This window comes from Streptomyces sp. NPDC048295 (assembly GCF_040652135.1).
Classification (GTDB): domain Bacteria; phylum Actinomycetota; class Actinomycetes; order Streptomycetales; family Streptomycetaceae; genus Streptomyces.
In genome coordinates, this window is sequence record NZ_JBEZLL010000027.1 from 26,251 (window position 1) to 42,808 (window position 16,558).

At 71.3% G+C, this 16,558-nt stretch carries 13 protein-coding genes and 1 riboswitch; of the genes, 5 read left to right on the top strand and 8 right to left on the bottom strand.

Annotated features, from left to right (window positions below):
* The first annotated feature begins 46 nt into the window (after positions 1-46).
* Complete coding sequence (locus AB0D53_RS31840; RefSeq protein ID WP_329819353.1) at positions 47-328, top strand: HPr family phosphocarrier protein; 282 nt, start codon at positions 47-49, stop codon at positions 326-328.
* Positions 329-514: 186 nt separating this feature from the next.
* Here AB0D53_RS31840 and AB0D53_RS31845 read toward each other — a convergent pair whose 3' ends face one another.
* The 4 genes from AB0D53_RS31845 to AB0D53_RS31860 form a co-directional block, all read right to left on the bottom strand.
* Positions 515-1,228 carry a GntR family transcriptional regulator gene (locus AB0D53_RS31845; protein WP_362452606.1) on the bottom strand — a complete coding sequence of 238 codons (714 nt, stop codon included), beginning with the start codon at positions 1,226-1,228 and terminating at the stop codon, positions 515-517.
* Positions 1,229-1,453: 225 nt separating this feature from the next.
* Positions 1,454-2,245 carry a M23 family metallopeptidase gene (locus AB0D53_RS31850; RefSeq protein WP_362452607.1) on the bottom strand — a complete coding sequence of 264 codons (792 nt, stop codon included), beginning with the start codon at positions 2,243-2,245 and terminating at the stop codon, positions 1,454-1,456.
* 13 nt (positions 2,246-2,258) lie between these two features.
* A riboswitch (cyclic di-AMP (ydaO/yuaA leader) is annotated at positions 2,259-2,425 on the bottom strand.
* Positions 2,426-2,704: 279 nt separating this feature from the next.
* Positions 2,705-4,087: a pitrilysin family protein gene (locus tag AB0D53_RS31855; RefSeq protein ID WP_362452714.1), complete on the bottom strand. Its 1,383-nt coding sequence runs from the start codon at positions 4,085-4,087 to the stop codon at positions 2,705-2,707.
* A 26-nt stretch (positions 4,088-4,113) separates the two neighbouring features.
* Positions 4,114-5,478: a pitrilysin family protein gene (locus tag AB0D53_RS31860; protein ID WP_362452608.1), complete on the bottom strand. Its 1,365-nt coding sequence runs from the start codon at positions 5,476-5,478 to the stop codon at positions 4,114-4,116.
* A gap of 270 nt (positions 5,479-5,748) precedes the next feature.
* On the opposite strand from AB0D53_RS31860, the gene AB0D53_RS31865 reads away from it, so the two are divergent.
* Positions 5,749-8,199, top strand: coding sequence for a DNA topoisomerase IV subunit A (locus AB0D53_RS31865; RefSeq protein ID WP_362452609.1), 2,451 nt, complete (start codon positions 5,749-5,751; stop codon positions 8,197-8,199).
* 31 nt (positions 8,200-8,230) lie between these two features.
* Here the strand turns inward: AB0D53_RS31865 and AB0D53_RS31870 are convergent, their stop codons facing one another.
* The gene (locus AB0D53_RS31870) at positions 8,231-9,346 is read right to left on the bottom strand and encodes a GTP-binding protein (protein ID WP_362452610.1); all 1,116 of its coding nucleotides are present in this window, start codon (positions 9,344-9,346) and stop codon (positions 8,231-8,233) included.
* 21 nt (positions 9,347-9,367) lie between these two features.
* Positions 9,368-10,519: a citrate synthase/methylcitrate synthase gene (locus AB0D53_RS31875; RefSeq protein WP_329819347.1), complete on the bottom strand. Its 1,152-nt coding sequence runs from the start codon at positions 10,517-10,519 to the stop codon at positions 9,368-9,370.
* A 120-nt stretch (positions 10,520-10,639) separates the two neighbouring features.
* Here AB0D53_RS31875 and AB0D53_RS31880 point away from each other — a divergent pair, with 120 nt between their 5' ends.
* The 3 genes from AB0D53_RS31880 (at position 10,640) to AB0D53_RS31890 (ending at position 14,442) form a co-directional block, all read left to right on the top strand.
* Positions 10,640-11,929 carry a citrate/2-methylcitrate synthase gene (locus tag AB0D53_RS31880; protein ID WP_362452611.1) on the top strand — a complete coding sequence of 430 codons (1,290 nt, stop codon included), beginning with the start codon at positions 10,640-10,642 and terminating at the stop codon, positions 11,927-11,929.
* Between the two features lie 111 nt (positions 11,930-12,040).
* A complete protein-coding gene (locus tag AB0D53_RS31885; protein ID WP_362452612.1) occupies positions 12,041-13,762 on the top strand; it encodes a sensor histidine kinase in 1,722 nt (573 codons plus the stop codon).
* The gene (locus AB0D53_RS31890) at positions 13,759-14,442 is read left to right on the top strand and encodes a response regulator (RefSeq protein ID WP_362452614.1); all 684 of its coding nucleotides are present in this window, start codon (positions 13,759-13,761) and stop codon (positions 14,440-14,442) included. The genes AB0D53_RS31885 and AB0D53_RS31890 overlap by 4 nt, the downstream gene beginning before the upstream one ends.
* 33 nt (positions 14,443-14,475) lie before the next feature.
* Here the strand turns inward: AB0D53_RS31890 and AB0D53_RS31895 are convergent, their stop codons facing one another.
* Positions 14,476-16,068: a cation acetate symporter gene (locus tag AB0D53_RS31895; RefSeq protein ID WP_362452615.1), complete on the bottom strand. Its 1,593-nt coding sequence runs from the start codon at positions 16,066-16,068 to the stop codon at positions 14,476-14,478.
* Complete coding sequence (locus AB0D53_RS31900) at positions 16,065-16,508, bottom strand: DUF485 domain-containing protein (RefSeq protein WP_362452715.1); 444 nt, start codon at positions 16,506-16,508, stop codon at positions 16,065-16,067. The genes AB0D53_RS31895 and AB0D53_RS31900 overlap by 4 nt, the downstream gene beginning before the upstream one ends.
* Between the last annotated feature and the right edge of the window lie 50 nt (positions 16,509-16,558).

Consider the following 16,558-nt stretch of genomic DNA (forward strand, 5'->3'; position numbering starts at 1 on the left):
GTGAGAGACTGGTCTAGACAACTTTTGATTCGTGAAGGGCAGAACCATGGCTGAGCGCCGCGTCAACGTCGGTTGGGCCGAGGGCCTGCACGCCCGTCCCGCTTCCATCTTCGTCCGTGCCGCCACGGCCTCCGGCGTCCCCGTGACGATCTCCAAGGCCGACGGCAACCCGGTGAACGCCGCCTCCATGCTCGCGGTCCTCGGCCTCGGCGCCCAGGGTGGCGAGGAGATCGTGCTCGCCTCCGAGGCCGACGACTCCGAGGCCGCCCTGGACCGTCTGGCGAAGCTGGTCGCCGAGGGGCTCGAGGAGCTCCCGGAGACCGTCTAAAACATTTTTCCCGAGAGCGCCGCGGCACCCTGAACCGGAGCCGCGGCTCTTTCTTTTCCCGGAACAGGACTCCCGGACGGCGTGCGGAATTCCGGCGCGCGAACAAGCCAAATTACCGCATGCCGATGCGAGGCAGGGCGGAATACAACCCCTCGAAATCGCACCTCTTTGTATACGGGGCGATTATTAATTCCGGATTCCCGCGGTGTTTACGGGATGTTGCGAGGCCCTCACCCGGCCCGCGCGGGGAGCGGCGGGCGGCCGGCCCGGCCGGTCGGTGCGACGCAGGCGGTGCGCGGCCGCGGCCCGCTCCGCGTGATGGGCGGCCAGCGCCCTGGCCCGCTCCGCGTCGCCGCGTGCCACCGCGTCCACGATGGCCCCGTGCTCGGCCCAGGAATCCACCGGGCGGGCGGGCCGGTCGACCGCGTACATCCACGCGGTCTTGTGCCGCAGCTGGGTGAGCAGCGCGATCAGGCCGGGGCTGCCGGAGGCCTGCGCCAGCGTCTCGTGGAACCAGTCGCCCAGTGGGCGCAGGTCCTCGCTCTCGCCCCGCCTGGCCCGGTCCTGGCCGAGCCGCACGAGGCCGCGCAGCACCTTGAGGTGGGCCTCGGTGCGGCGTTGCGCGGCGCGAGCGGCGCCCAGCGGCTCCAGCAGCGTCCTGACCTCCAGGAGGTCGGCCGCCTCCAGTTCGGTGGGCTCTGCGACGCAGGCGCCGGCGTGCCGGCGGGTGACCACGAAGCCCTCGGACTCCAGGGTGCGCAGCGCCTCCCGCACCGGGACACGGGAGACCCCGTAACGGCGGGCCAGCAACTCCTCCGTGAGACGGCTGCCGCATTCGAAGACACCGGAGACGATGTCGTCGCGGATTGCCGTGCATACCGAATGCGCTGGAATGCGCATGTCCGAACCTCCGCCTCAATCCCCGCGAATCGCGGCCGGCCGACGCCTGTTCCGTGACTCTATTGCAATGCGGCCGCATTTCCGATGCCGGGCGGAAATTCATGAATATCTTTTGGTCACGGGGCGGTCCGCCGGACGGCCGTCGCCCATGGCCGCCCGGCGGGTACGTCGAAGGCCCCGGCATGCTGCCGGGGCCTTCGACGGGGTGCTGCGACGGTGCGTCGGTCAGACGTTGACGCCGTGGGCGCGCAGATACGCGACCGGGTCCATGTCGGAGCCGTACGACGGTGTCGTCCGGGCCTCGAAGTGGAGGTGCGGCCCGGTGGAGTTGCCGGTCGAGCCGGAGAGGCCGATCCGCTGGCCCGCACCGACGCTCTGGCCGACGGAGACGCCGATCGAGGAGAGGTGGCCGTACTGGGTGTACGTGCCGTCCGTCATCCGGAGCACGATGTTGTTGCCGTACGCGCCGCCCCAGCCGGCCTCGACGACCGTACCGGCGCCGACGGCGACCACGGAGCTGCCGGAGGCGGCGTGGAAGTCGATGCCGGAGTGGCTGCCGGAGGACCAGAGCGAGCCGCTGGACTTGTAACCGGTGGTGACGTACGAACCGGCGACCGGGAGCTGGAAGGCGCCGAGCCGGGCGCGCTCGGCGGACCGGGCGGCGCGCGCCTTCTCGGCACGGGCCTCGGCGGCACGCTCGGCGTCCGCCTTGGCCTTCGCTTCGGCCTTCTTCTCGGCCTCGGCCTTCCGCCGGGCCTCCGCCTTCGCCTTCGCCGCCGCGTCGGCCTGGTGCTGCTGCGCGTCGGCCTGGGCGTCGATCCGGTCGGCGAGGGTCTTGTCGATGGCGATGACCTGGCCGAGGCCGGTGTCGCTCACGGAGTCCGCGGCAAGGGCGGGAGCGGCCAGGCCGCCGACGACGCCGGTGGTGGCCAGAGCCGCGACACCGACCGCCTTCGCGCTCGTGCGCGTCAGTCGGCTCGGGGCACGGTGCTTCCCGGTGGCACGGGTGAACGCCATGAAGTGGCTGATCCTTTCCTTCCTTCTCGCCTACCGGGTTAGCTGACGGGTTCGGAGCAGGAAGGTCTCCTACGGACGCCCCGGCCCCATCCGGGCTCAGGCATCCGATTCACCCCAGGGACTGCGTGGGTCCCCGGCTCCCCGGGCTCGCGCCTGACGGGGACTCGGCGATGACTGCCCGGTACGTCGCGGATGCGGCATACGAGTGACGGACAGCCGAGCCGACGCTAAGCGGGGCCACTTTCATTCACCAAACGGACAGGCCGTTTTGTAGCGCATCCCACAGGGCAGACAGGCAACCTCCGTACCAGAACGGACAAAAGGGAAGGTCTCAGCGAGATCCTGCTCGCTGAGACCTTCCCTTTTGTCCAGATGTGAGGCGATACGCTCGTTACCTCGGTGCGGGGCGGTGTGTCGGATCGCTCCGATCGGGCAATGCCCGTCGGACGGTGCCGGTCGTCAGCCGGTGACCACCGACACCTCTCCGATGCCCAGGGCCCGGACGGGCTCCTCGATCCGTGCCGCGTCGCCGACCAGGATCGTCACCAGCCGGTCACCCGGGAAGGCGTTGACGACGGCCGCGGTCGCCTCGACCGTGCCGGTCTCCGCGAGCCGGGCGTACAGGTGCGCCTGGTAGTCGTCGGGGAGGTGCTGCTCGACCTGGTCGGCGAGGGTGCCCGCGACGGAGGCCGCCGTCTCGAACTTCAGCGGCGCGACCCCCACGAGGTTCTGCACCGCCGTCTCGCGCTCCTCGTCGGTCAGGCCCTCGGCCGCCAGCGTCCGCAGAACCGTCCACAGGTCCTTGAGCGCGGGCTCGGTGGACTCCGTGTCGACCGAGCCGCTGATGGCCATCATCGCGGCGCCGGTCGCGCCCGATGCGGAGTCCGGGGCCGAGGACCGCAGCACCTGGGCGAAGGCCCGTACGCCGTAGGTGTAACCCTTCTCCTCGCGCAGCACCCGGTCGAGGCGGGAGGTGAGCGTGCCGCCCAGGCAGTACGTGCCGAGCACCTGGGCCGGCCACACGCTGTCGTGCCGGTCGGCGCCGATCCGGCCGATGAGCAGCTGCGTCTGCACCGCGCCCGGACGGTCGACGATCACCACCCGGCCGGTGTCGTCGGCGGTGATCGGCGGGGCGGGACGCGGCTCGGCGGCCTCTCCCGACCAGTCGCCGAGGGTGTCGGCGAGCAGGGCGTCCAGGTCGATCCCGGTGAGGTCGCCGACGACCACGGCGGTCGCCGCGGACGGCCGGACGTGGGCGTCGAAGAAGGCGCGCACGGCCGCCGAGTCGATCCGCTCCACCGTCTCCTCGGTGCCCTGACGCGGGCGCGACATCCGCGCCGAGGCCGGGAAGAGTTCCTTGGAGAGCTGCTTGGCGGCGCGGCGGGCCGGGTTGGCCTGCTCGTGCGGGATCTCGTCGAGCCGGTTGCGCACCAGCCGCTCGATCTCGCTGTCGGCGAAGGCCGGCGCCCGCAGCGCCTCGGCGACCAGCGCGAGCGCCTTGGCCAGCCGGGAGGCCGGGACCTCCAGGGAGACCCGGACGCCGGGGTGGTCGGCGTGCGCGTCGAGGGTGGCGCCGCAGCGCTCCAGCTCGGCGGCGAACTCCTCGGCGGTGTGCTTGTCGGTGCCCTCGGACAGCGCCCGCGACATGATCGTGGCCACACCGTCGAGGCCCTCGGGCTCGGCGTCCAGCGGGGCGTCGAGGAAGATCTCGACCGCCACGACCTGCTGGCCGGGGCGGTGGCAGCGCAGCACCGTGAGGCCGTTGGGCAGGGCACCCCGCTCCGGCGCGGGGAAGGCCCAGGGCCGGGCCACGCCGGGGGCCGGCTGCGGGTGGTACTGCATCGAAACTCCAGTCGCGGCAGCGTCGGTCACTTGCCCGCTCCTTCGTGCGCGTCGGTGTCGTCGGCGTCGGTGTCTGCGGGCTCGGCCGATTCGACCGGCTCGTAGACCAGCACCGCCCGGTTGTCGGGGTGCAGCTGGGCCTTGGCGGCCGCCTGGACCTCCTCCGCAGTGACGTCGAGCACCCGCTGCACGGCGGTCAGGGCCAGCTGCGGGTCGCCGAACAGCACGGCGAACCGGCACAGTTCGTCGGCGCGGCCGGCGACCGTACCGAGCCGGTCCAGCCATTCGCGCTCCAACTGGGCCTGCGCGCGCTCCATTTCCTCGGGCGTGGGACCCTCGGCGGCGAACCGGGCGAGCTCCTCGTCGACCGCGGCCTCGATCTGCGGCACCTCGACGCCGCCGGACGTCTTGACGTCCAGCCAGCCCAGCGAGGGCGCACCGGCCAGCCGCAGCAGCCCGAACCCGGCCGCCACGGCCGTACGGTCACGGCGGACCAGGCGGTTGTGCAGCCGCGACGACTCGCCGCCGCCGAGCACGGTCAGCGCGAGGTCCGCCGCGTCGCACTCGCGGGTGCCGTCGTGCGGCAGCCGGTAGGCGGCCATCAGTGCCCGCGCCGGGACCTCCTCGCGCACCTCCTCGCGCAGCTGCTCGCCGATGATCTCCGGGAGCGAGCCGTCGCGCGGCGGCTGCTTGCCGTCGTGGGAGGGGATGGAGCCGAAGTACTTCTCGACCCAGGCGAGGGTCTGCTCGGGGTCGATGTCGCCGACGACCGAGAGCACCGCGTTGTTGGGCGCGTAGTACGTACGGAAGAAGGTGCGGGCGTCCTCGAGGGTCGCGGCGTCCAGGTCGGCCATCGAGCCGATCGGGGTGTGGTGGTAGGGGTGGCCCTCGGGGTAGGCCAGTGCCGTCAGCTTCTCGAACGCCGTGCCGTAGGGGACGTTGTCGTAACGCTGGCGGCGCTCGTTCTTGACGACGTCGCGCTGGTTCTCCATCGACTCCTCGTCGAGCGCGGCGAGCAGCGAGCCCATGCGGTCGGCTTCGAGCCACAGGGCCAGCTCCAGCTGGTGCGTGGGCATGGTCTCGAAGTAGTTGGTGCGCTCGAAGCTGGTGGTCCCGTTGAGCGAACCGCCGGCCCCCTGCACCAGCTCGAAGTGGCCGTTCCCCTTGACCTGGCCGGACCCCTGGAACATCAGGTGCTCGAAGAGGTGGGCCAGACCGGTGCGCCCCTCGACCTCGTGGCGCGAACCGACGTCGTACCAGAGGCAGACCGCGGCGACCGGGGTCAGATGGTCCTCGGAGAGCACCACGCGCAGGCCGTTGGCCAGGCGGTGCTCGGTCGCTGTCAAGCCGCCGGAGCCGGCCTGAGCGGTGGCCGTGTGACCCATGGGCATGTACGTCCCTTCGATCGCGATACTGGATTTCCTGCGAGACCTGCCACCTTAAGCAAGCGCACGGACACCTGGCGAAGTTCCCATACCGCGGAAGTTCGCGTGAAAGGGGGGCGCATCCCCCGCGCGACGGGCCGGAAAAGCGCCCCGTCCGGGGTCGGGAACACCCCTTGGGACGGGTCGAGGTCGGCGATGTCAGTGCGGCGGTCCACAATGGTCCGCGTCAGAACCTGAGGTTGCCCGAACAGAATCCGTGAAGGAGTCGCAGCAGCGATGGCCCGCCGCAGCACGAAGACCCCGCCGCCGGACGACTTCGAGGAGAAGATCCTCGACATCGACGTCGTCGACGAAATGCAGGGCTCCTTCCTCGAGTACGCGTACTCGGTGATCTACTCGCGGGCCCTGCCCGACGCCCGCGACGGCATGAAGCCGGTGCACCGCCGCATCGTGTACCAGATGAACGAGATGGGCCTGCGCCCCGATCGCGGCTTCGTGAAGTGCGCCCGCGTCGTCGGCGAGGTCATGGGTAAGTTGCACCCGCACGGGGACGCATCGATCTACGACGCGCTGGTCCGTCTGGCGCAGCCGTTCTCGATGCGGCTCCCCCTGGTCGACGGCCACGGCAACTTCGGCTCGCTCGGAAACGACGACCCGCCGGCCGCCATGCGGTACACCGAGTGCCGGATGGCCGACGCGACGTCACTGATGACGGAGTCGATCGACGAGGACACCGTCGATTTCCAGTCGAACTACGACGGCCAGGAGACGGAACCGACCGTTCTCCCCGCCGCGTACCCGAACCTCCTGGTCAACGGTTCGTCCGGGATCGCGGTCGGCATGGCGACCAACATGCCGCCGCACAACCTGGGCGAGGTCATCGCCGCCGCCCGCCATCTGATCAAGCATCCGGGCGCGGACCTGGAAACCTTGATGCGGTTCGTGCCGGGTCCCGATCTGCCCACCGGTGGCCGCATCGTGGGCCTGGGCGGCATCAAGGACGCGTATGCCCGCGGCCGCGGCACGTTCAAGATCCGTGCGACCGTCTCGGTGGAGAACGTGACGGCCCGCCGCAAGGGTCTGGTCGTCACCGAACTGCCCTTCGCCGTGGGCCCGGAGAAGGTGATCGCCAAGATCAAGGACCTGGTCTCGGCGAAGAAGCTCCAGGGCATCGCGGACGTGAAGGACCTGACCGACCGCGAGCACGGCCTGCGCCTGGTCATCGAGGTGAAGAACGGCTTCGTACCGGAAGCCGTGCTGGAGCAGCTCTACAAGCTGACGCCGATGGAGGAGTCCTTCGGCATCAACAATGTGGCGCTGGTCGACGGGCAGCCGCTCACGCTGGGGCTCAAGGAGCTCCTGGAGGTCTATCTCGACCACCGCTTCGACGTGGTGCGCCGGCGCAGCGAGTTCCGCCGGAGCAAGCGGCGCGACCGGCTGCATCTGGTCGAGGGTCTGCTCGTCGCGCTGATCGACATCGACGAGGTCATCCGGATCATCCGGTCCAGTGACAATTCGGCGCAGGCGAAGGAGCGGCTCATCGAGCACTTCTCGCTGAGCGAGATCCAGACGCAGTACATCCTGGACACCCCGCTGCGCCGGCTCACCCGGTTCGACCGGATCGAGCTGGAGAGCGAGCGGGACCGGCTCAGCGGCGAGATCGCCGAGCTGACCAGGATCCTCGAATCGGACACCGAGCTGCGCAAGCTGGTCTCCGCCGAGCTGGCGGCGGTCGCCAAGAAGTTCGGCACCGACCGGCGTACGGTGCTGCTGGAGTCGGCCGGTTCGCAGGTGGCCTCGGTTCCGCTGGAGGTCGCGGACGACCCGTGCCGGGTGCTGCTGTCCTCGACCGGTCTGCTGGCCCGTACCGCCAACGACGAGCCGATCGTTCTCGCCGCGGACGCCAAGCGCTCCAAGCACGACGTGATCGTGTCGGCCGTGCCGGCGACGGCCCGCGGCGATGTGGGCGTGGTGACGTCGGGGGGGAGGCTGCTGCGGCTCCCGGTGATCGATCTGCCCCAGCTGCCGGACACCCACGCGGCGCCCAGTCTGTCCGGCGGGGCGATGGTCGCCGAGTTCCTCACGCTGGAGAGCGACGAGTCCGTCGTCTGCCTCACCACGCTCGACGAGGCCTCCCCCGGCCTGGCGATCGGCACCCTGCAAGGGGTCGTCAAGCGCGTGGTGCCGGACTACCCGGCCAACAAGGAAGAGCTGGAGGTCATCACCCTCAAGGACGGTGACCGGATCGTCGGCGCCGCCGAGCTGCGGACCGGCGAGGAGGATCTGGTCTTCATCGCCTCCGACGCCCAGCTGCTGCGCTACCCGGCGGCCCAGGTGCGGCCGCAGGGCCGGGCCGCCGGCGGCATGGCGGGGATCAAGCTCGCGGCGGACGCCGAGGTGATCTCGTTCACCGTGGTGGACCCGGCGGTGGACGCGGTGGTGTTCACGGTCGCGGGCTCGCACGGCACGCTCGACGACTCGGTACTGACGTGCAAGCTCACGCCGTTCGACCAGTACCCGCGCAAGGGCCGGGCGACCGGTGGGGTGCGTTGTCAGCGGTTCCTCAAGGGAGAGGACGTCCTGGTGTTCGGCTGGGCGGGTGCGACGCCCGCCCATGCCGCGCAGCAGAACGGCGCGCCGAGCGAGCTGCCCGAGCCGGACCCGCGGCGCGACGGCTCGGGGACGCCGCTGGCCAAGCCGGTCGCCGTGATCGCCGGCCCGGTGTAGCGGTTCGGCCGGGCGGCGCGTGGCGGAAGGGCTACGCGTCGTCGCCGGGCCGTTGTACGTACCTCAGGACGCCCCACATGCTTCGCTCATGTGCGGCGTCCTGTGCCGTGTCCGGGCCCGGCGCGGTGTTCTCGCGGCAGTCGGCCAGCTCCTTGTGCAGGGTCTGAGGGGCGATGCCCGAGCCGATCAGCACCAGCTGGGTCCGGCGCGGCTCGGCGCGCTTCCAGGGCTGCGGATCGAACCGCAGGAACCTGCCGACCGCGTGCAGGACGTACCTGTTGGTCCGGTCGCCCATGCCGAAGTCGACGAATCCCTTGATCCGGTAGAGGCCCTGCGGCCGGGAGTCGAGGAACTCCATCAGACGGCGGGGGTTCATGGGCACGTCCGAGGCGAAGGACACGCTGTCGTAGGCGGCGTGGAGGTGGTGGGCGTGTCCGGCGCCGCCCTCTTCCTCGCCCCGCTCCGCCAGGAGCAGGTCCTCGAAGGTGAGCTGACGGGTCTTCTCCTCGCCGTCCGGCCGCAGCGCCGGGTCGAAGAGCAGCTCGGGGTCGACGCGTCCGTACGTGGCGCCGATGACGGCCGGCGCCCCGCCGCCGAGCGCCCCCGCCGCGGCGACGGCGTCCCGGACGCGGGCCCGTTCCTCGCTCCCGACCCGGTCGGTCTTGTTCAGTACGACGAGGTCGGCCACGGCGAGATGGCGGTCGATCTCCGGATGGCGCTCCCGGGTGGCGTCGAACTCGGCGGCGTCGACGACCTCGACCAGTCCCCCGTACACGATGTGCGGATTGTCGCTGGCCAGGAGCATACGGACGAGTTCCTGCGGTTCGGCCAGTCCGCTGGCCTCGATGACGATCACGTCGAGACGGGCGGCGGGCCCGGTGAGCGTCTCCAGGAAGGTGTCGAGTTCACTCGCGTCGACCGCGCAGCACAGACAGCCGTTGCCCAGCGAGACGGTGGAGCCGACCTGCCCCGAGACCGTCATGGCGTCGATCTCGATGGCGCCGAAGTCGTTGACGATCACGCCGATCCGGTTTCCGGCGCGGTTGCGCAGGAGGTGGTTGAGCAGTGTCGTCTTGCCCGATCCCAGGAACCCCGCAAGGACGATGACCGGGATCTGCTGCTTGCGGGGCTGGGACGACGGGTTCAACGGAGACCTCTCTCGGGGACCTCAGGGCATGGGGACCGGCTGCGGCGGGGGTGTACCGACGTAACGGGCCGCTGGGCGGATGATCTTCGAGTCCTCCGCCTGCTCCAGGATATTGGCGCTCCAGCCGACCACCCTCGCCGCGCAGAACGTCGGCGTGAACATCTCGCGCGGCAGCCCGCACAGCTCCATGACGACTCCGGCGTAGAACTCCACGTTGGTGTGCAGTTCCCGGCCGGGCTTGAGCTCGGCGAGGATCGCCTCGACCTGGCGCTCGACCTCGACGGCGAAGTCGACGAGCGGGCCGCCGAAGCCCTGGGCGATGTCCCGCAGCATCCGTGAGCGGGGGTCCTCGGTGCGGTATACGGGGTGCCCGAAACCCATGATCCGCTCGCCCGCGAGCACTCGTTCGCGGATCCAGCCGTCGATGCGCTCGGGGGTGCCGATGGCGTCCAGGGTGTCGAGTGCGCGGCTGGGCGCTCCGCCGTGCAGCGGTCCGGAGAGCGCGCCCACGGCCGCCACCAGGCAGGCCGCCACATCGGCGCCGGTGGAGGCCACGACGCGGCCGGTGAAGGTCGAGGCGTTGAAACCGTGGTCGATGGTGGAGATCAGGTACTGTTCCACGGCCCTGACGCGCGCGGCGTCCGGCACGGAGCCGGTGAGCATGTAGAGGTAGTTGGCCGCGTGGGGCAGGTCGTCGCGCGGCTCGACCGGTTCGAGGCCCCGGCCGAGCCTGTGCAGGGCGGTGAGCACGGTGGGGACGGCGGCGCAGGCGGCCAGTGCGTCGGCGCGGCGCCGGCCGGCGTCGATGTCGTACACCGGCCGGAAGCCGGCCGAGGCGCCGAGGAGCGAGAGGGCGGTACGGAGACCGGCCAGGGGTCCGGAGACGGATCCCGCCCGCGCTATGGCGGGCAGCGCCTCGCGCACCTCGGCGGGGAGCCGGCGCAGAGCTGCCGTGCGGGTGGCGAATTCGGCGCGGGCCGCCGCGTCGGGCAGCGTGCCTTCGGACATCAGGTACCAGACGTCCTCGAAGCTGCGGGTCTGCGCCAGTTCGATCGCCGAGTACTGCCGGTAGTGGTAGAAGCCCTCGCGCCCTCGGACGTCACCGAGTGCCGTGTCGGTGACGACGACGCCCGCGAGGCCTCGGGGTACGTCGAGCGGGGTTCCGCTGGTCATGGTCGGCATCTCTTCCTCCGTGAGCGTCCCGATGGGTCTCATCGATATTGATTTCGACCATCTATGATTGACTTCAATCCTGTCAATATTGATTGAATCAACATGGATACGGTGGGCGTCATGAAGGATCGAGCAGCGCCCGACGACAGTCCGGAAGCGACGGCTCCGCAGCGGCTGAGCACCCGGGAGGCGGCCGAGCGTCTCGGGGTGAAGCCCGAGACGCTGTACGCGTACGTCAGCCGCGGCCAGCTGAGCAGCAGACGCGCCCCGGGCGGACGCGGCAGCACGTTCGACGCCGCGGAGATCGACGCGCTGGCCGGGCGTACCGGCCGCAGGCCCCCCTCCCCCGCCACCGGTGATCTGGTCTTCCGTACCGGCATCACACTGATCGAGGGCGACCGCTACTACTTCCGTGGTGTCGACGCGACCGAGCTGGCGCGGCAGTACGCCTACGAGGAGGTCGCCGAGTGGCTCTGGACCGGCGAGCTGCGGCCCGGCATCCGCTTCACGGCCCCGGTCGAGACGCTGGCCGCGGCGCGACGGGCAGTCGACGCGCTGCCCGCGCACAGCGGCTCGACAGACCGGCTGCGTGTGGCGGTGGTCGCCGCGGCGACGGCCGACCCGCTCCGTTTCGACCTCTCGCGCGAGGCGGTGCTCGCCGCCGCGCGGAGTCTCGTTCCGACCCTGGTCGGCGCGCTGCCCCTCGCGGCGGGCGACGGGGCCGAGGACGCGCCGGACACGAGCGGCGCCCGGCTGGCCCGGCAGCTGTGGCCGAAGCTCACCGCCCGCCCGGCCGACGAGCCGTCGGTCGCCGCTCTGGACGCCGCCCTCGCCCTGCTGATCGACCACGACCTCGCGGCCTCGACACTGGCAGCCCGCATCGCCGCGTCCGCCCACGCCCATCCGTACGCGGTGGTCTCCGCCGGCCTCGGCGTCCTGGAGGGCCCGCTGCACGGGGCGGCGAGCGGGCTGGCGCACCGGATGCTGGCCGAGGTCCTGGAACGGGGCTCGGCGGCCCCGGTGGTCGCGGACCATCTCCGCACCGGACGCCCGGTGCCCGGTCTCGGCAACCGTCTCTACACCTCCGAGGATCCGCGGGCGCGGGCGCTGTTCGCCCTGCTCGACCGGATGCCGCAGGCGGCGGGGGCGCTCGCCGCGGCACGCGACGTGGTCACCACGACGGCCCGGCACGCTCCGCTGCACGCCAATGTCGACCTGGCGCTGGCCGTGCTCTCGGTCTCCTGCGGCATGCCCGCGGAGGCCGGCGAGACGCTGTTCGCGGTCTCCCGCACGGCCGGCTGGATCGCCCATGCCCTGGAGGAGTACGGGGAACGGCCGCTGCGGATGCGCCCCAGCGGCCAGTACGGCGGCCCTCGTCCGCCTCAGCCGCTGCCCACCGCCACGGAGTGAACCGCCCCGGCGGACAGCCGGTGCCCGTGCGGGCCCGCCCGGGCGCGCTCAAGCACCGGCCGAGCTAGGGGAATTTCGGAAAGTACCGGAATGCCCCTTACCGTTCATACGATGAGCGCCCCACCGCCCACCGCCAGGAGAGCACGCCGGCTCGGCTGGCCCCAGCGGGTCTTCTCCCAGGTCCTGCTGATGCAGCTGGCGATCGTGACCGGCGTCACCGTGCTCGCCACCGGCCTCTTCCTGGCGCCCCTCAGCGCCCAGCTCGACGACCAGGCGATGCGCCGCGCCCTGGCCATCGCGCAGAGCACGGCCGCCCAGCCACAGCTCACCGAGGAGCTGCTCGCCACCGGCCCGTCCCCCACCGGCCCCGTGCAGTCCACGGCCGAGCGGGTCAGGCGTGCCACCGGCGCCGAGTACGTCGTCGTCATGGACCGGCGCGGGGTGCGCTGGTCGCACACCGACACCGACGAGATCGGCAAGGTCGTCTCCACCGACCCGAGCGACGCACTCGCCGGCCGGAATGTCATGGAGATCGACAGCGGGACGCTCGGCCGCTCGGCCCGCGGGAAGGTGCCGTTGCGCGACGAGGCGCAGCACATCGTGGGCGCCGTCTCCGTGGGAATCGCGTACGACAGCGTCCGCGCCCGGCTCCTCGCGGCGATCCCCGGGCTGTTCGCGTACGCGGGCGGCGCGCTCGCCGTCGGGGCGCTGGCCGCCTATCTGATCTCCCGGCGCCTCCAGCGGCAGACCCACGATCTCGCGTTCTCCGACATCTCCGCGCTGCTGACGGAGCGCGAGGCGATGCTCCACGGCATCAGGGAGGGAGTCGTCGCGCTCGACCGGACGGGAAGGATACGGCTGCTGAACGACGAGGCACAGCGGCTGCTCGGGCTCGGTCCGGACGCCGCGGGGCGCCCGCTGGACACCGTGCTCGGCGCGGGGCGGACCGCCGACGTACTGGCGGGCCGGGTGCTCGGCGACGATCTGCTGACGGTGCAGGGCACCCGCGTCCTGCTCGCCAACCGGATGCCGACCGACGACGGCGGCGCCGTCGCCACCCTCCGCGACCGCACCGAACTCGAACACCTCGGCCGCGAGCTCGACTCGACGCGCGGCCTGATCGACGCGCTGCGGGCCCAGGACCACGAGCACGCCAACCGGATGCACACCCTCCTGGGGCTGCTGGAACTGGACATGCACGAGGACGCCATGGAGTACGTCACCGAGATCGTGGGCGTCCAGCGGGCGACCGCCGAACAGGTCACCGAGAAGGTGCACGATCCGCTGCTGGCCGCGCTCCTGGTCGGCAAGGCGACCGTGGCGGCGGAGCGCGGTGCCGCGCTGCGCATGGCGCCGGGGACGCTGCTCCCGGACCGGCTGGTGGACCCGCGCGGGCTGGTCACGGTCGTGGGCAATCTCGTGGACAACGCGCTGGACGCGGCCGCCGGGACGGACGGCGCCCTCGTCGAGGTGGGCCTGCGCGCCGAGGGCCGTACGGTGGTGCTGCGGGTCCGCGACAACGGTCCCGGGGTCCCGCACGCGCAACGCGAGTCCATCTTCACTGAAGGCTGGTCGACGAAGGAGATCCCGGCGCACGGCAAGCGCGGCCTGGGCCTCGCGCTGGTGCGGCGGCTGGCGGAACGGCAGGGCGGCAGCGTCGCCGTCGACGGGGCCGCGGACGGCGGCGCCGAGTTCACCGTCGTCCTGCCGGAAGCCCTTGCCGACCCGGAACTGACGGAACCGGGCACGGCGGAACCGGAAGTGAACCAACCGGAAGCGGCGGAACCGGAAGTGACCGAACCGAACAGCGGCACCGTGGGAGAAGCTCAGTGATCGAGGTCCTGGTCGTGGACGACGACATCCGGGTCGCGAAGGTCAACGCGGCCTATGTCTCCAGGGTGCCGGGATTCCGGGTGACCGCCCAGGCGCACTCCGCCGCCGAGGCCCTCGCCACGATCGAGAGCCGTCGCGTGGACCTGGTGTTGCTGGACCATTACATGCCCGAACGCAACGGCCTGGCCATGGTGCGGGAGCTGCGCAGACTCGGCCACCACACCGACGTGATCATGGTCACGGCGGCGCGCGACGTCGCCACCGTGCAGGAGGCCATGCGCCACGGCGCACTCCAGTACCTGGTGAAGCCGTTCGCGTACGCGGGGCTGCGCACCAAGCTCGAGGCGTACGCGGCACTGCGTCACACCCTGGAACGCGGCGGCGAGGCCGAACAGGGCGAGGTGGACAGGCTCTTCGGCGCCTTGTGGGCGGCGGGCGAACCCGATCTGCCCAAGGGGCACTCACCGACCACGGCGGAACTGGTCAGGCAGGCGCTCCGGAGCGCGGACGGACCGCTCTCCGCGCAGGAGATCGCGGAGAGCGCCGGCATGAGCAGGCAGACCGCCCAGCGCTATCTGAAGCTGCTGGAAAGGACCGGCAGGGTGCGGCTGACGCTGCGGTACGGCGAGACCGGCCGCCCGGAACACCGCTACACCTGGTCCACCGGCGGGCAGGCCTGACCTGCCCCGTCCGTACGGTGCGGCGGGGCCGGACTACACCGCACCCGCTCCGGTCAGCGCACGGACCTCGGTCTCCGCGTGCTTGGCCTCGTCCGGGGGATCGGTGGAAGTGACCGTTCCGGCCCAGCCGGCCAGGAAGCCCAGAGGGATGGAGACCAGGCCGGGGTTCTCCAGCGGGAAGAGCTGGAAGTCGACGCCCGGGAAGAACGAGTCGGGGCTGCCGGAGACGACCGGGGAGAGCAGCACCAGCAGAACTGCGGGAATCAGCCCGCCGTAGACGGACCAGACCGCTCCCCTGGTGGTGAAGTTCCGCCAGAACAGGGAGTACAGGAGCACTGGCAGGTTGGCCGAGGCGGCGACGGCGAAGGCGAGTCCGACCAGGAACGCCACATTCAGGTCCTGGGCGACCAGACCGAGCCCGATGGCGGCCACCCCGATCGCCGCCGCGGCCGCCCTGGCCACGGCGACCTCGCTGTACTGCTTGGCGCCGGGGCGCCTGAGCGAGGCGTAGAGGTCGTGGGCCACGGAGGCGGACGAGGCGAGCGTGATGCCCGCGACGACGGCGAGGATGGTGGCGAAGGCGACTGCGGCGACCACGGCGAACAGGATCGTCCCCCCAGTGGACCCCTCGCCGCCGCCGAGCACCAGGGCCAGCAGCGGCACCGCCGTGTTCCCCGCGGCGTTCGACGCCCTTACCTCGGCCGAGCCGACCAGGGCGGCTGCTCCGAATCCGAGCGCGATCGTCATCAGGTAGAAGCTGCCGATGAGCCCGATCGACCAGACCACCGAACGGCGGGCCGCACGGGCCGTGGGCACGGTGTAGAACCGCGAAAGGATGTGCGGCAGCCCGGCCGTACCGAGCACCAGGGCCAGCCCCAGGCTGATGAAGTCGATGCGCGCGGTCCATGTACCGCCGTACCGGAGCCCCGGCGCGAGGAACCGGCTTCCGTGGCCGCTCCGTTCGGCGGCGGAGTCGAGCAGGGCGTTGAAGTCGCCGTGGAAGCGGACCAGGACGAGAACGGTGAGCACGACCGCTCCCGCCATCAGCAGAACGGCCTTGACGATCTGGATCCAGGTGGTGGCGCGCATCCCGCCGAGCGACACATAGATCACCATGAGCGCCCCGACACCGATGACGGTCCAGGAGCGGGCGGCACCGCTCGTCCCGCCGAGAAGCAGAGCGACCAGGCTGCCCGCGCCCACCATCTGTGCCACCAGGTAGAGCACCGAGACGGTGACGGACGAAGTGCCCGCCGCGATCCGGACCGGACGCTCGGCCATCCGCGCCGCCACCACATCGGCGAGCGTGAACCGGCCACAGTTGCGCACCAGTTCGGCGACGAGCAGCAGGACGACGAGCCAGGCGACGAGGAAGCCGACCGAATAGAGCATGCCGTCGTAGCCGAAGAGGGCGATCAGACCGGAGATGCCGAGGAACGACGCAGCGGACATGTAGTCGCCCGCGATGGCGAAACCGTTCTCCATGGGGGAGAACAGCCGGCCGCCCGCGTAGAACTCCTCCGCCGAACCACGGCGGTTGCGGCTCACCCAGGTGGTGATGGCGAGCGTGACTGCGATGAAGGCGCTGAACAGCAGAAGCGCCAGCGTCTCATGGTTCCCGTTCAACGCCCGGCCCCCCGCGTCATCTCCTGTGTCCGCCACCGCAGGTCGAGTGCCGCCCGGTCCCTGCGCAGCCGTGCGTGGCGCGCGTACGCCCCGGTGAGAAGGAAGGTCGTGAGGAACTGCCCGAGTCCCGCGACCATCGCGACGTTGACCGCCCCCGCCACCGGACGGGCCATCAGTCCGGGCGCGGTGACCGCGGCGACGACATAGACGAGGTACCAGACGAGGAAGGCGGCGGTGGCAGGGGCGACGAACCGCCGGTACCGGCGTCGCACTTCCTGAAATGCCTCGCTGCGCTGCACCTCCAGATAGATCTCGGCCGCGCTGTGGCCGCGCCGCGGGTCCACGGGCCCGGGTGGTCCGGTGGGAGCGAAGCTCCCCGTACCGTCCAGCTCGCCCCATCCGGAGGCCAGCGCGTCGTACCACGGGTCGTCGAGTCGCATCGCTGCGGCCTCACGCCCTGCTTCCTTCTCCACGGAACAACTCCCCTTGT

Bases quoted from the DNA above. Each gene is read 5' to 3' on its own strand.
- AB0D53_RS31840 (WP_329819353.1), top strand. From the start codon at position 47: ATGGCTGAGCGCCGCGTCAACGTCGGTTGGGCCGAGGGCCTGCACGCC.
- AB0D53_RS31845 (WP_362452606.1), bottom strand. From the start codon at position 1,228: ATGCGCATTCCAGCGCATTCGGTATGCACGGCAATCCGCGACGACATC.
- AB0D53_RS31850 (WP_362452607.1), bottom strand. From the start codon at position 2,245: ATGGCGTTCACCCGTGCCACCGGGAAGCACCGTGCCCCGAGCCGACTG.
- AB0D53_RS31855 (WP_362452714.1), bottom strand. From the start codon at position 4,087: ATGCAGTACCACCCGCAGCCGGCCCCCGGCGTGGCCCGGCCCTGGGCC.
- AB0D53_RS31860 (WP_362452608.1), bottom strand. From the start codon at position 5,478: ATGCCCATGGGTCACACGGCCACCGCTCAGGCCGGCTCCGGCGGCTTG.
- AB0D53_RS31865 (WP_362452609.1), top strand. From the start codon at position 5,749: ATGGCCCGCCGCAGCACGAAGACCCCGCCGCCGGACGACTTCGAGGAG.
- AB0D53_RS31875 (WP_329819347.1), bottom strand. From the start codon at position 10,519: ATGACCAGCGGAACCCCGCTCGACGTACCCCGAGGCCTCGCGGGCGTC.
- AB0D53_RS31880 (WP_362452611.1), top strand. From the start codon at position 10,640: ATGAAGGATCGAGCAGCGCCCGACGACAGTCCGGAAGCGACGGCTCCG.
- AB0D53_RS31885 (WP_362452612.1), top strand. From the start codon at position 12,041: ATGAGCGCCCCACCGCCCACCGCCAGGAGAGCACGCCGGCTCGGCTGG.
- AB0D53_RS31900 (WP_362452715.1), bottom strand. From the start codon at position 16,508: ATGCGACTCGACGACCCGTGGTACGACGCGCTGGCCTCCGGATGGGGC.